The sequence below is a fragment of the uncultured Brachybacterium sp. genome (genome assembly GCF_947500705.1).
In the GTDB taxonomy this organism is placed as follows: Bacteria; Actinomycetota; Actinomycetes; order Actinomycetales; family Dermabacteraceae; genus Brachybacterium.
In genome coordinates this window covers 89530-102704 of the sequence record NZ_CANMSY010000010.1, presented here as the reverse complement: position 1 = coordinate 102704, position 13175 = coordinate 89530, and the positions used below count along the sequence as shown (strand labels likewise).

General features: G+C 69.6%; 11 protein-coding genes. 5 read left to right on the top strand and 6 right to left on the bottom strand.

Annotated elements, in window-relative coordinates; genetic code table 11:
• Positions 1-7: 7 nt before the first annotated feature.
• The gene (gene lipA, locus Q0937_RS15185) at positions 8-1030 is read right to left on the bottom strand and encodes a lipoyl synthase (RefSeq protein ID WP_299305363.1); all 1023 of its coding nucleotides are present in this window, start codon (positions 1028-1030) and stop codon (positions 8-10) included.
• A gap of 62 nt (positions 1031-1092) precedes the next feature.
• Entirely contained in the window at positions 1093-1791 is a 699-nt protein-coding gene (gene lipB / locus Q0937_RS15180; protein WP_299305360.1) for a lipoyl(octanoyl) transferase LipB, read from the bottom strand.
• Between the two features lie 80 nt (positions 1792-1871).
• On the opposite strand from lipB, the gene Q0937_RS15175 reads away from it, so the two are divergent.
• The gene (locus Q0937_RS15175) at positions 1872-3359 is read left to right on the top strand and encodes a hypothetical protein (RefSeq protein ID WP_299305358.1); all 1488 of its coding nucleotides are present in this window, start codon (positions 1872-1874) and stop codon (positions 3357-3359) included.
• 112 nt (positions 3360-3471) lie between these two features.
• Here Q0937_RS15175 and sucB read toward each other — a convergent pair whose 3' ends face one another.
• The 3 genes from sucB to Q0937_RS15160 all read right to left on the bottom strand — a co-directional run bounded on the left by sucB (position 3472) and on the right by Q0937_RS15160 (position 8369).
• Complete coding sequence (gene sucB, locus Q0937_RS15170; protein WP_299305355.1) at positions 3472-5316, bottom strand: 2-oxoglutarate dehydrogenase, E2 component, dihydrolipoamide succinyltransferase; 1845 nt, start codon at positions 5314-5316, stop codon at positions 3472-3474.
• 23 nt (positions 5317-5339) lie between these two features.
• Positions 5340-6743, bottom strand: coding sequence for a dihydrolipoyl dehydrogenase (lpdA, locus tag Q0937_RS15165; RefSeq protein ID WP_299305352.1), 1404 nt, complete (start codon positions 6741-6743; stop codon positions 5340-5342).
• Positions 6744-6890: 147 nt separating this feature from the next.
• Entirely contained in the window at positions 6891-8369 is a 1479-nt protein-coding gene (locus Q0937_RS15160; protein WP_299305349.1) for a leucyl aminopeptidase, read from the bottom strand.
• Between the two features lie 64 nt (positions 8370-8433).
• On the opposite strand from Q0937_RS15160, the gene Q0937_RS15155 reads away from it, so the two are divergent.
• From Q0937_RS15155 to Q0937_RS15145, 3 genes are read left to right on the top strand one after another with little or no spacing between them, the layout of a single operon-like run.
• Positions 8434-8796, top strand: a complete 363-nt coding sequence (locus Q0937_RS15155; RefSeq protein WP_299305346.1) for a hypothetical protein — start codon at positions 8434-8436, stop codon at positions 8794-8796.
• Positions 8793-9281: a hypothetical protein gene (locus tag Q0937_RS15150; protein ID WP_299305343.1), complete on the top strand. Its 489-nt coding sequence runs from the start codon at positions 8793-8795 to the stop codon at positions 9279-9281. Before Q0937_RS15155 ends, Q0937_RS15150 begins: the two co-directional genes overlap by 4 nt.
• Before the next feature lie 33 nt (positions 9282-9314).
• Positions 9315-10415, top strand: a complete 1101-nt coding sequence (locus tag Q0937_RS15145; RefSeq protein ID WP_299305340.1) for a quinone-dependent dihydroorotate dehydrogenase — start codon at positions 9315-9317, stop codon at positions 10413-10415.
• A 46-nt stretch (positions 10416-10461) separates the two neighbouring features.
• Here Q0937_RS15145 and Q0937_RS15140 read toward each other — a convergent pair whose 3' ends face one another.
• A complete protein-coding gene (locus Q0937_RS15140; protein ID WP_299305338.1) occupies positions 10462-11532 on the bottom strand; it encodes a patatin-like phospholipase family protein in 1071 nt (356 codons plus the stop codon).
• 175 nt (positions 11533-11707) lie between these two features.
• Between Q0937_RS15140 and Q0937_RS15135 the strand changes: the two genes are divergently transcribed.
• Positions 11708-13069: a replication-associated recombination protein A gene (locus tag Q0937_RS15135; RefSeq protein WP_299305336.1), complete on the top strand. Its 1362-nt coding sequence runs from the start codon at positions 11708-11710 to the stop codon at positions 13067-13069.
• Positions 13070-13175: the final 106 nt, after the last annotated feature.

Sequence of the window (13175 nt, the reverse complement as noted above, 5' to 3'; positions counted from 1 at the left end):
GCGGGCGTCAGCTCGCGGCGGCCTGCTGGCTGCGGGCGACGACGCTCGCAGCTTCCTGACGGGCGGGCTGGTTCGAATCGAGGTGGCGGAGGTTCTCCGGGATCTCGCGGCCGAGCTTCCGCATCGACTGCGCCCAGAGCTTGCCGGCGCGGTAGGAGGAGCGGACCATCGGCCCGGCCATCACCGCGAGGAAGCCCATCTCCTCAGCGGCCTGGGACAGCTCGACGAACTGCTGGGGCTTGACCCAGCGGTCGATCGGATGGTGCAGCTTCGAGGGGCGCATGTACTGCGTGATCGTGATGATGTCGCAGCCGGCATCGTGAAGGCGCTGGAGCGACTCGAGGATCTCCTCGTCCGTCTCACCCATCCCGAGGATGAGGTTGGACTTGGTGATCATCCCGGCGTCCTTCCCCATCGAGATCACCTCGAGGGAGCGCTCGTAGCGGAAGGCAGGACGGATCTGCTTGAAGATGCGCGGGACCGTCTCGAGGTTGTGCGCGAACACCTCGGGTTCGGCCTCGAAGACCTGCTGCAGGTGCTGGCCGTTGCCCTTGATGTCATCGATGAGAAGCTCGACCCCGGTGCCCGGGTTCATCGCATGGATCTGCTCGCAGGTGCGGGCGAACAGACCGGCTGCACCGTCCTCGAGGTCATCGCGGGCCACGCCGGTGATGGTCGAGTAGCGCAGACCCATCTCTTTGACGGACTGGGCCACCTTGAAGGGCTCCATCGGATCGACGGCCATCGGCTTGCCGGTCGCGATGTTGCAGAAGTCGCAGCGCCGCGTGCAGGTGTCACCGCCGATGAGGAAGGTCGCCTCGCGGTCCTCCCAGCACTCGAAGATGTTCGGACAGCCGGCTTCCTCGCAGACCGTATGCAGGCCCTGACCATGCACGCGCTTCTTCATCGCGGTGTACTCCGGGCCCATCACGGCCCGGGTCTTGATCCATTCGGGCTTGCGCTCGATCGGGACCTCGGCGTTACGCGCCTCGACGCGCAGCATGCGTCGGCCTTCGGGGGCGAATGTCACCCTGATGCCTCCTCATCTCGACGTTCCCTGGAGTCTATCGACCCGGCCGAGTCCCGGTGCACTCAGCCCATGCGGGGCGACGTGCGGTGTGCCACGAGCTCGATCATCGCTGTCGCGGCGGTCTCCACCACGTCGGCGACCGCGATCCGGCGGCCGGCCTCGCGGCTGAGACTGGTGACCCCGGCGTCATCGATCCCGCAGGGGATCACGTTCTCGGCCCAGGAGAGATCATTCGCGCAGTTCAGAGCGAATCCGTGCATGGTGGCCCGCTTCGAGACCCGCATTCCGATCGCGCACACCTTGCGTGCCTCCTCGCCCTCCGGCGCGACCCAGACGCCGCTGCGGCCCTCGACCGGGACGGTCGCCACGCCGACGGCGGTGCAGACCTCGATCAGGGTCCGCTCGAGATCACGCACGAAACCCACCACATCAATCGGGATCGGCAGCTTCACCAGCGGGTAGCCGACGAGCTGCTGGGGCCCGTGCCAGGTGAGCTTCCCTCCGCGGTCGATGTCCACCACCTCGGCACCGTCGCGGGGGCGCTCGTGGTCCTCGGTGAGCTTGCCCGCGGTATACACCGCCTGATGCTCGAGGAGCAGCAGGGTGTCGGGCCGCCGGCCGGAGACCACCTCGGCATGCAGCTCGCGCTGAAGTGCCCAGGCGGCGCGGTACTCGACCGGGCCCGGGGGCAGTCCGAACTCCTCATGACAGTCCCCATCGGGGAGCGGTTCGCTGAAGCCGAGGCGGATGACGTCGAGCATTGACACAGATTACTCCGCCTCCCACCTGCGCGTTGTGGATGAATCACGGGGACCTCGCTGTGATGCGGTTCACTGCTGTCATGGATCAGATCGACGAGGAGAGCTTCCGCCGCGGGCCCGGCTCGTCCGGTACGGGCGGAGGAACGGTTCGGGCAGGATCGGGGCGGCAGGAGACGCGCCGTGGAGCTGACGGGCAGGAACTCCGGGTCGAGGTCACGGGTCTGGACGCTGACGCCCGGCGGCGAATCCGCGAGGAGCTCCAGCTGCTGGCGGCGCTCGAGGTCGCAGGGATCACGGCGGCACCCAGCGTGCTCGAGATCGAGGACGACGGATATCTGCGGGAGTCCGCGCCGCCCCTGCAGCGTCGGTCCGGTCGACGGGCCGCCGAAGACTGCACCCCACCCACTGCAGAGCGTCTCGCCCTCGCCCGGGCTCGGCACGATCTCGATGATCTGGTCGAAGCGCTCCATGAGCGGGGCTGGGTGCTGGGAGCGGCGCCGGGGCAGGGACTCGGCGTCCGCAGTGACGGGAGCGTGGTGGCGCTCGACCTGGGCGGGCTGCAGCGTGGAGAGTCACTCCCCGCCCGTCAAAGAGATCGCCGCTGGGTCGATTCGGTGCTCGAGGACCAGGAGCGGACCCTGCGCCGACGCATCGATCTGGTGGCTCCCTCCTGGCCCTTGCGGGAGAGCTCCCTGCTCGATCCCATACCTGCTCTCGAGATGCATGAGCAGAGGGCGCCCGTCGAGCAAGGGCAGGTGCCGGAGGGGGTGGACCGTGCAGAGGGCCATCCCGCGGGAGTGCTCGCAGGGTCCGCGCTGCCGTCACCCCGCAGGATCCGGCGACGGAAGGAGAAAGGACGGGCAGCCGAGGACGCGCTCGGACACCCCGCCCTGCCCTCCGCCGGTCTGTCGGCGCCGGCCGGCGTGCTGGGACCGACCGGCCGGTGGACGGGGGCAGGGAGCCGCGGCCTCTCGGCGATCCGGCAGGTGCTGAGCCAGCCTCCGCTGAGACGAGTCGCCGTGGGAAGTGCTCTCGTGGTCCTGCTGCTGGGGTCCACTGCGGCAGTCGGTGCCTGGTGGGCCAGCGAACGGCCCGCTCAGGCACCCGGAGATGCACAGCCGCTGGTCCCCACCTCTGCACCCTCCACCGAGGTGCCCCGGATCGAGGATCCCTGGGCGCTGGTCGCGGACGTCGCGGGAGCCCGGCACGCCTACGTCACCGGAGTGTCCGAGCACTCAGCGGCCGTACCGGGCGGCGAGGCGTTCACCGCCGACGAGGAGACCCGCCTCGCCTACCGGGACCATCAAGTGCGCGGCGGTGGGCCGGTGATCCATGAGGCGGAGCTGCTCGAGGGACCGGACGCCCGCGGCACGGCGGTGCTGCGCGCGGTGACCTCGACTGCCGAACATGAGCTGGTCGACCAGGCCGGGCAGCTCACCGTCGTCCCGGCCACCGCGCCGAGAGAAGTCCGCCTCACCCTCCAGTGGGAGGGCGGGCGCTGGCTGATCGTGACAGCCGAGCAGGCAGAGCCTGCAGGAGAGAAGGGGGAGGGTGCCGGGGCGAGCTGATCGGCTCCCGACAGCGAAGGGCCCCGACATCGGTGTCGCCGATGCCGGGGCCCTTCGTCGTCGCTCAGCGCACGGGGCACGTCACGCCGAGGTGGTTCGGTAGCTCACTGGCTCACACTCCGAGCTCCGCCTCGAAGGCGCCCTCTTCGAGCCGCTTCTTCATGAAGGTGAGGAAGCGGGCGGCGTCGCCGCCATCGACCATGCGGTGGTCGTAGGAGAGGAACAGGTACATCATCGACCGGATGGCGATGGTGTCATCGCCCTCGGCGTTCTGCACGACCGCGGCACGCTTGGTGATGGTGCCGGTGCCCAGGATGCCCACCTGCGGCGCGGGGACGATGGGGGTATCCCACAGCGCACCGCCGGAGCCGGTGTTGGTGATGGTGAAGGTGGCGCCGGCGAGATCATCAGGAACCAGCTTGTTGCCCTTGGCGCGGCCACCCAGATCCCCGATCTGACGAGCCAGGCCCGCCAGGTTCAGATCGCCGGCGTTCCGGATCACGGGAACCACGAGACCACGCTCGGTGTCCGCCGCCATACCGATGTTCTCGGAGCCGTGGTAGATGATCTTGTCGCCATCGATGGTGGAGTTCAGCTGCGGGTAGGTCTTCAGACCCTCCACGGCTGCCAGCATCAGGAACGGGAGGAAGGTGAGCTTCGCACCCTCACGGGCGGCGAAGTCCTCCTTGGCCCGGGCGCGCAGCTTCGCGACGCGGGTCAGATCGACCTCGACCGCGGTGGTCAGCTGAGCCATCCCATGCAGCGACTCCGTCATCCGCTGGCCGATGACCTTGCGGATGCGCGGCATCTTCTCCTCGGTGCCACGCTTCGAGGAGACCTCGACCTTGGGAGCTGCCGGGGAGGCTGCGGGCGCTGCGGCGGCAGCAGGTGCCGAGGCGGCGGCCTTCTGCGCGTCGATCGCCTGCTGGACGTCCTGCTTGCGGATGCGCCCACCCAGGCCGGAGCCCTTGACGCTGGACAGGTCGACGCCGGCCTCGGCCGCCATCTTCCGGACCAGCGGGGTGACATAGCCGGAGGACTCCGCACCGGAGACGGCATCGGAGGCCTTCGGAGCGGCAGCGGCAGGAGCATCTGCCTTCGGTGCCTCGGCCTTCGGTGCCTCAGCCTTGGGAGCATCTGCCTTCGGTGCCTCAGCCTTGGGGGCCTCGGCAGGCTTCTCCTCGGCCTTCGGCGCCTCGGGCTTCTCCTCCTCGGCCTTCGGGGCCGGGGCAGAGGGCTCCTCTGCGGGGGCGGAGGCCGCATCCCCCGAGCCGACCACGGCCAGCACGGCGCCGACCTCGGCGTCCTCGTCCTCCTGGACCTTGATCTCGAGCAGGGTGCCCGCGACGGGGGAGGGGATCTCGGTGTCGACCTTGTCGGTCGAGACCTCCAGCAGCGGCTCGTCGACCTCGACGGTGTCGCCGACCTCCTTGAGCCAGCGGGTGACGGTGCCCTCGGTGACGGACTCGCCGAGCGCGGGCATCGTCACCTCCTCCCCGGAGGCGGCGCCGCCGGAGGTGCCGGAATCGGCATCGCCGGAGGCCTCGGCAGGCTTCTCGGACTCGCCGGCCGGAGCCTCCTCATCGGTGGACGGGGCGACGGTCTCGTCGGAGGCGAGATCCTCGCCCTCGGCGGGAGCTTCCTCGTCCTCGGCGGGGGCCTCGTCCTCGGAGGCGGCCTCAGCACCGGAATCATCCGACCCGGCACCCTCGGAGCCGGAACCATCGCCGATGACGACGAGATCGGCGCCGACCTCGGCGTCCTCGTCCTCCTCGACCAGGATCTTCTCGATGGTGCCCGCGACGGGCGAGGGGATCTCGGTGTCGACCTTGTCGGTCGAGACCTCCAGCAGCGGCTCGTCGACCTCGACGGTGTCGCCCACGGCCTTGAGCCAGCGGGTGACGGTGCCTTCGGTGACGGATTCGCCGAGAGCCGGCATCTTCACGGTTTCAGACATGGGGGTTTCTCCTCCTGGAAGAGTCAGGCGTGGGCGTGCAGCGGCTTGCCGGCGAGGGCGAGCGCGGCCTCGCCCAGGGCCTCGTGCTGCGAGGGGTGGCCGTGGACGAGGGAGGCGACATCCTCGGGGTAGGCCTCCCAGTTGACGATCAGCAGCGCCTCGCCCATCAGCTCGGAGGTGCGCGAGCCGATCATGTGGACACCGATGATGGGCCCATCCTTCTCGCGGACGAGCTTGATGAAGCCGGTGGTGCCGAGGATCTGGGACTTGCCGTTGCCACCGAGGTTGTACTCGTAGGCCTCGACGGCGTCCTCACCCAGCTGCTCCTTGGCCTGCTTCTCGGACAGGCCCACTGAACCGACCTCGGGCTCGCAGTAGGTGATCCGCTCGATGCCGGACTCGACGATCGGCGCCGGGTTCAGGCCACCGATCCGTTCGGCCACGAAGATGCCGTGGGCAAAGCCGCGGTGCGCGAGCTGCAGGCCGGGGACGATGTCGCCCACGGCGTAGACGCCGGGGACGTTGGTCTCGAGGGTCTCCTTGTTCGCGAGCACGAAGCCGCGATCCATCTCGATGCCCTGCTCCTCGTAGCCGAGCCCTGAGGTGTTCGGGCCACGGCCCACGGCGACCAGCAGGTAGTCGCCCTCGAAGACCTTGCCGTCGGCGAGGGTGACCTTCACCCCGGACTCGGTCTGCTCGGCCTTCTCGGTGAAGATGCCCAGCGAGAACTTGATTCCGCGCTTCTTGTACGCGCGCTCGAGGGCCTTGGACAGCGCCTCGTCCTCGTTGGCGACCAGGTGGGGGAGGCCTTCGATAATGGTCACGGACCCCGCGCCGAGCGACTTCCAGATCGAGGCGAACTCGACCCCGATCACGCCGCCGCCCAGGATGATGGGGTTCTTGGGGATCTCGGGCAGCTGCAGCGCGGCCTCGGAGTCGAGGAAGCGGCCGCCGAGGTCGATGCCCGGAAGGGTCTTCGAGTACGAGCCGGAGGCCAGGATGATGTTCTTGCCGGTCAGGGTGCGGGTGCCGGACTCGGTCTCGACCGAGACGGTGTTCGGGCCCGTGAGCGTGCCGAAGCCCTCGACGTACTCGACCTTTCGCGACTTCACCAGGCCCTGGAGGCCCTTGTAGAGGCGGCCGATGATCTTGTCCTTGAAGCCGATCACCTTGGTGGCGTCGATGCCGTTCAGGGTCAGGTCGACGCCGGCGGCGGCCGCCTCGGACGGGGCGTCGGCGAGTTCGCCGACGTGCAGCATCGCCTTGGTCGGGACACAGCCGCGGTGCAGGCAGGTGCCACCGAGCTTGTCCTTCTCCACGAGCGCGATCTTCTGGCCGAGCTGGGCTCCGCGCAGCGCGGCCGCATAGCCGCCGCTGCCACCGCCCAGGATCACGACGTCGAACTGGTCAGTGGTTGTCTCCGCCACCTGTGTGCTCCTCGGTGTATACGTCACTCCGCGACCCGTCGGGACCTGTATGGCCGACGGCGCCGCCTGCGTGTCCCATGCTAGGCCACCAGGCGGCGCCGGACCGACTGCTTCGCGCGATCTCTCAGTGCTGAGGTGCGGTGCGCATCACGCCGCGGGACGGGAAGCGACGTCCGCGAGGAGCTGCAGCACGGTGCGGGTGCTCATCCCGGTGGCGCCCTTGCCCGTATAGCCCTGAGGCGAGGAGGCGTAGCCCGGCCCGGCGATATCCAGGTGGGCCCACGGGGTCTCGCCCACGAACTCGGCCAGGAAGATGCCCGCCGAGAGCGCACCGCCGGGTCGGTCCCCGATATTGCGGAGATCGGCGACGCGGCCGTTCAGATCCGCACGCAGCTCGCGAGGGAAGGGCAACGGCCAGAACGGCTCACCGGTCGCCTCCGAGGCCGCCATCACGAGGTCGCGGCCCTCGGCCGTGCCCATCACACCGGCGGTGCGCTTGCCGAGCGCCACGACGGCCGCGCCGGTGAGAGTGGCGACATCGACCACGAGGTCCGGCCCCTCGGCGACGGCGTCGACCAGGGCGTCGGCCATCACCATCCGCCCCTCGGCATCGGTGTTGAGGACCTCGACGGTCTTCCCGTTGCGCATGGTGACCACGTCGCCGGGGCGCTGGGCCCCGCCGCCGGGCATGTTCTCGGCCAGTGCGAGGTAGGTGGTGACCTTGATCTCGAGGCCGAGGCGCGCCGCCCCGACGGCTGCAGCGAGCACGGTGGCAGCGCCGGTCATGTCGGAGGTCATGTCCTCCATGCCGGCGGCGGGCTTGAGCGAGATGCCGCCGGTGTCGAAGGTGATCCCCTTGCCCACCAGGGCCACCGAGCTGGTGGCGCCCGCGGGGGCGTACTCCAGGCGCACCAGGCGGGGCGGGCGGGTCGAGCCCTGGCCGACGCCCACGATGCCGCCGTAGCCGCCCTCGGCGAGCTGCTTCTCGTCCAGGACGGTCACCGTGATCGGCAGATCGGCGACGAGCTCCTCGGCGCGGCGGGCGAACTCGGCGGGGTAGAGCAGGTTCGGGGGCGTGTTGACGAGGTCGCGCACGATGCCGACGATCTCGGCGAGCACGCCGGAACGGTCGACCGCGGCCTGGGCGGCGTCGGCGTCCTCCTCGGCGACCAGGGTGAGCGCCGCGAGGGCGGCCTTCGGTGCGCCGGCACCGGTGCCGGTCTTGTACGTGATGAAGGTGTAGGCGCCGAGCGCGGCACCCTCGAGGGCGGCGGCGCGCTGCTCCGTGGTCGCGGTGGGCACCGCGAGGGCGGCGTGCTCGACGCCGGCGAGCGAACGGGTGGCCGCGCCGAAGGCGATCCGGAGGTCCTCCTCCTCGACTGCTGCGAGATCCTCGTCACCGACGCCGACGAGCAGCAGCGAGGTGGCGGAGGCCAGTCCATAGGAGGGGATCCGGTGGAGATCGCCCCGGGCGGACGAGGCGTCGAGACCCGCGATGACCTCGGAGATCTCCGGTGCACCGGGCACGGTGGCGGGGGCGCCGTCAGCGCCCGCGAGGAGAGGAAGGATGAGGACGTCGGCAGCGACGTCGCGCAGTGATGTATCGGTGATGTCGATGGTGGGCATGGCTCTATCGTAGGGGCGGGCCGGACACGGTGTCGGCGTCCCACGGAGGAGGGCGGAGGAGCAGATGACGGTGCTGAGCATCGTGGTCGTGGGGCTGGGCGGGCTGACCGCCCTGCTCGGGATGTACTACGCGGCGCGCGACCTGAACGCCGATCTGGTGCTGCTGGGAGCCTGTGCCCTGGCAGCCGCTGCCTGGGCCGTGCTGGGAGTCGCCCTGGGGCTGAAGGACCTCGCCGGCGGGAATCCTCCGGAGCGGGTGACCCTGTACGGCTACCTCGCCACGGCGCTGCTGATGACCGTCGGCGGCGGTTGGGTGGGACTGTTCGAACGCAGCCGCTGGGGGAGTCTCGTCATCGCCATCTGCGCGGCGGTCTCGGTGGTGCTGCTGATGCGGCTGGAGCAGATCTGGCCAGGAGGATTCGCATGAGTGCGAAGAGCGCGAAGGACAGGAAGGACGTGACGAGCACCGGAAGTTCGCGCGCGTCGAACCCACGCCCATCGAACCCGGAGCGTCCTGAGCGCACCGGGCGCGGCTTCGAGATCGTCCTGATCGCGGTCTACGGCATCTTCGCGCTCTCGGCGACCGCGCGCAGCCTGGTCCAGGTGCTGCGCGACTTCTCCTTCGCCCCCGTCGCGTACAGCCTCTCGCTGCTCGCCGCCGTGACCTACATCGCGGTGACCATCGCGCTGGTCCGTCGAGGCCGCGGCTCGCCGGTGGCGAGGACGCTGTGCGTCGCCGAGCTGGTGGGAGTGCTCATCGTCGGCTCCCTCACCTTGCTCGATCCGGCGCTGTTCCCGGACGGGACGGTCTGGGGCGTCTACGGCAGGGACTACGGCTTCGTGCCCCTGCTGCTGCCCGTGGTCGCTCTGCTCTACATGTCGCGAGCACGTCGCTCGGGACCTGCGCGCTGAGATCTGCTCCCAGGACCGCGTACGGTATTCCCCGTGACCCCTGATGACGCCCCTCGACGTGGGCTCTATGACGTGCTCTTCCGCTGCGCGCTGAGCCGGCTCGATCCGGAACACGCGCATCGGTTGACGGTGCGGGCCCTCGCCGGTGCACATCGCCTTCCGGGCGGCCCGCAGCTGCTGCGCACGCTGTTCGGCGGCGCAGACCCGCTGCGGGATACCGGACCCAGCCGCATGATCCTCGGTGCCGAGCACCGCAGCCCGCTGGGACTGGCCGCTGGCTTCGACAAGGACGGCGAGGTGCCGCTGGCCCTGCTGGATCTCGGCTTCGGCCATGTCGAGGTGGGCACCGTCACCGCCAAGGCGCAGCCCGGCAACCCTCGGCCGCGCTCGTTCCGGCTGATGGAGGACCGGGCCCTGATCAACCGCATGGGGTTCAACAACCACGGAGCTCAGGCCCTGGCCCGCCGCCTGGCCAGAGCGCGCCGCACCGAACGTGGTCAGCGCGCCGCGATCGGCGTGAACATCGGCAAGTCCAAGGTGACCGCCCTCGAGGATGCCGCCGAGGACTACCGCTTCTCCGCCCGCCTGCTCGCCCCCTATGCCAGCTATCTCGCCATCAACGTCTCCAGCCCGAACACCCCCGGGCTTCGGGATCTGCAGAGCGTCGAGATGCTCCGCCCGATCCTCGAAGCAGTCGCTGAGGAGGCCGCAGCCGCGCGGACCCGGCTGCGTCGGGAGGTGCCGGTCCTGGTGAAGATCGCCCCTGACCTCCATGACGGGGACGTGCGGGCAGTCGCCCGGCTCGCCGCCGAGGTGGGGCTGGCCGGTGTGATCGCGACCAACACCACCATCGCCCGCCCCGACTCGCTCGTGACCCCGCGAGCGCAGGTCGAGCAGATCGGCGCGGGCGGGCTCTCCGGGCCGATCCTCGCCGAGCGTTCGCTGCAGGTGCTGCAGCTGCTGCGTGCCACCCTTCCGCAGGACGCCGTGATCATCAGCTGCGGCGGCGTGACCACCGCTCAGGATGTGCGCGATCGCCTCGACGCCGGGGCAGATCTCGTCCAGGGGTACACCGCGATGATCTACGAAGGCCCGTCGTGGCCCGGGCGCATCGCTCGCGCGCTGCGGAGCTGAGGACGGCCCTGCCGGCATGCTTCCCGTTCCGCCCTACGACGGAGGATCAGGCTGGGGCCGCCCTGGGCCGGAACTCGCTGATGTATCGGTCGAAGTTCCACCCCGGCGTGCCCTCGGAACCGTCGAGGAAAGTGATCGCGGCGTGGCGACCGTTCCGATACAGCATGTCCCGGTCCGCTTCCGTCAGGTCGAACTGCGTCGTGCGAACCTTGCCGGTGTCGATGAAGATCGTGCGGGCGATGGCATCCGCCGACTCGATGTGCATGCCGTCATAGAAGCCCATCATCGTCCGCAGGATGGCGATACCGAACGACAGCGTGCCGGTGATCTTGTTCGCGACTCCGAGAGCAGTGTCCGGTCTGCTCGAGAGCTTGATGCCGTAAGTCGGCCAGCGAGGCGTTCGGTCCGCCGGGGCGTCGAACTCCGTGATCGGGAAGTTTGACAGCATCCCGCCGTCGACCAACCACGTTCCGCGTCCATTCGTCTCGGTCCACTTCACGGGCCGGAAGAAGAACGGTATAGACATCGAGATGCGAACGGCGTCGACGATTCTCTGCTCTCCCGGCGTGCGGTGATAGTCCTCGAAGTCCCGCGGCAGGAACTTCAGACGCCCGTTGGACAGGTCCGATGCGGTGACGACCAGGCGGAACTTCTCGTTCTCCGGGATGGACCGCGCATTCTCGGGGTCCTCGTACCTCAGGTCGGAGAAGGTTCCCTGCTCGTAGCGCGGACCGTGCGTCCTCAGCTGTTCGTCGAGCCATTCTTCGAGGAAGCGGCCGGGATAGATGCCCTTCTTCACCAGGACACCGATCGCCTGCACCGGCAGGAACCGGTTCCAACGCCGCCCGTCCTGGAATCTTCCGTACTCGACGGACCTCATGATCTCCGCCATCGTGGCACTCGGGATACCGGCAGCCACCATGGCGCCCGCAATGGCGCCTGCTGATGAGCCGACGACGCGGTTGAAGCGGTAGCCGCGTTCCTCGAGCACCTCGAGGGCTCCGACCAGCGCGATGCCCTTGACCCCACCGCCCTCGAGGACCAGGTCGAGCCGGTCCTCGACCGGAGGAGAAGGCGTACGGGATGCTGACGGTTCCGAAGCGTCGACGCTCTTCATGAGTGCATTATCGTATGATGCTGGACGGTGTCAAGGGGGGTCGGATCTCCGCGCGGCCTGGTCTGGGCCGGGTGGTCGAGGGGGTGAGATCGGTTCACCGCACTGACCCGAGCGGGGTGGGCGCAGGCTGCGCTCCTGGGCACGTCGCCTCAGGTGCCGGGCCTACCCTGGAGGGATGGACGAGGACCTCTTCTCCCTCAGCGGTGACGCCCCCGCACCGCGCACCCTCTCGGATCGCAACCGCGACCACCGCGCTCCGCTGGCGGTCCGGATGCGACCGCGCTCCCTCGAGGAGGTCGTGGGTCAGCGCAGCGCGCTCGAACCCGGCAGCCCGCTGCGGCGCCTGGTCGGGGCCGACGATTCCCGCACCGCCCCCAGCTCCCTGATCCTGTGGGGTCCTCCCGGCACGGGCAAGACCACCCTCGCCTATGTCGTCGCGCAGTCCGGGGATCGCGAGTTCGTCGAGGTCTCCGCCGTGCTCGCCGGGGTCAAGGACATCCGCGAGGTCGTCGACCAGGCCCGCTCCCGACTGCGCACGATCGGCCGCGAGACGGTGCTCTTCGTCGACGAGGTGCACCGCTTCTCCAAATCCCAGCAGGACGCCCTGCTGCCGAGCGTCGAGAACCGCTGGGTCACGCTGATCGCCGCGACCACCGAGAACCCCTACTTCTCGGTGATCTCGCCGCTGCTGTCCCGATCGATCGTGCTCACCCTGGAGTCGCTGGGCAGGGAGGATCTCGACGCGCTCGTCGACCGCGCACTCGAGGACGAGCGCGGCCTGGCCGGCTCGGTGACCCTGACCGACGAGGCGCGCGAGGCGCTGCTCCGGCTCGGCGGCGGTGACGCCCGGAAGATCCTCACCTCCCTCGAGGCGGCCGCGGCGGCGGCGCTGATGAAGGAATCCCGGGAGATCGACGCCGCGACGCTCGCCCAGGCGGTCAACCGGGCCGCCGTGCGCTATGACCGGGCCGGCGACCAGCACTACGACGTCACCAGCGCCTTCATCAAGTCGATGCGGGGCAGTGACGTCGACGCGGCCCTGCACTACCTGGCACGGATGATCGAGGCGGGGGAGGACCCCCGTTTCATCGCCCGACGGGTGGTCATCGCCGCAGGGGAGGAGGTCGGCATGGCCGATCCGAGCGCCCTCCAGGTCGCCGTCGCCGCGATGCAGGCGGTGCAGATGCTCGGCATGCCCGAAGGACGGATCCCGCTGGCCCAGGCCGTGGTCCATATCGCCACCGCGCCGAAGTCCAATGCGTCGTATCAGGCACTGGATGCGGCCATCGCCGATGTCCGCGCCGGGAAGGGGCAGGGCGTGCCGGCGCATTTGCGCGACGCGCACTATTCCGGCGCGAAGAAGCTCGGGCACGGCGTGGAGTACCAGTACGCCCATGACGCCCCGCACGGAGTGGTGGCACAGCAGTACGCCCCCGATGACCTGGTGGGCGTGGACTACTACCACCCCAAGGGTCACGGGAACGAGGAGCGCACGAGGGGCCGGGTTGAGGCGCTGCGACGGATCCTGCGCTCGTGAGCCCGGCGTCCGCGTGAGGCACTCCACAGGAAGCAAGGCGTGACCAGCGTCGTCGGTCGTGGACCTCGGGCCGTTGCTGCGGTAATGTGGGACGCTGAATCCGCGG

Coding starts and splice junctions, on each gene's coding strand:
- Q0937_RS15155 (WP_299305346.1), top strand. CDS start 8,434: ATGACGGTGCTGAGCATCGTGGTCGTGGGGCTGGGCGGGCTGACCGCC.
- Q0937_RS15175 (WP_299305358.1), top strand. CDS start 1,872: ATGGATCAGATCGACGAGGAGAGCTTCCGCCGCGGGCCCGGCTCGTCC.
- Q0937_RS15140 (WP_299305338.1), bottom strand. CDS start 11,532: ATGAAGAGCGTCGACGCTTCGGAACCGTCAGCATCCCGTACGCCTTCT.
- Q0937_RS15160 (WP_299305349.1), bottom strand. CDS start 8,369: ATGCCCACCATCGACATCACCGATACATCACTGCGCGACGTCGCTGCC.
- Q0937_RS15135 (WP_299305336.1), top strand. CDS start 11,708: ATGGACGAGGACCTCTTCTCCCTCAGCGGTGACGCCCCCGCACCGCGC.
- lipB (WP_299305360.1), bottom strand. CDS start 1,791: ATGCTCGACGTCATCCGCCTCGGCTTCAGCGAACCGCTCCCCGATGGG.
- sucB (WP_299305355.1), bottom strand. CDS start 5,316: ATGTCTGAAACCGTGAAGATGCCGGCTCTCGGCGAATCCGTCACCGAA.
- Q0937_RS15150 (WP_299305343.1), top strand. CDS start 8,793: ATGAGTGCGAAGAGCGCGAAGGACAGGAAGGACGTGACGAGCACCGGA.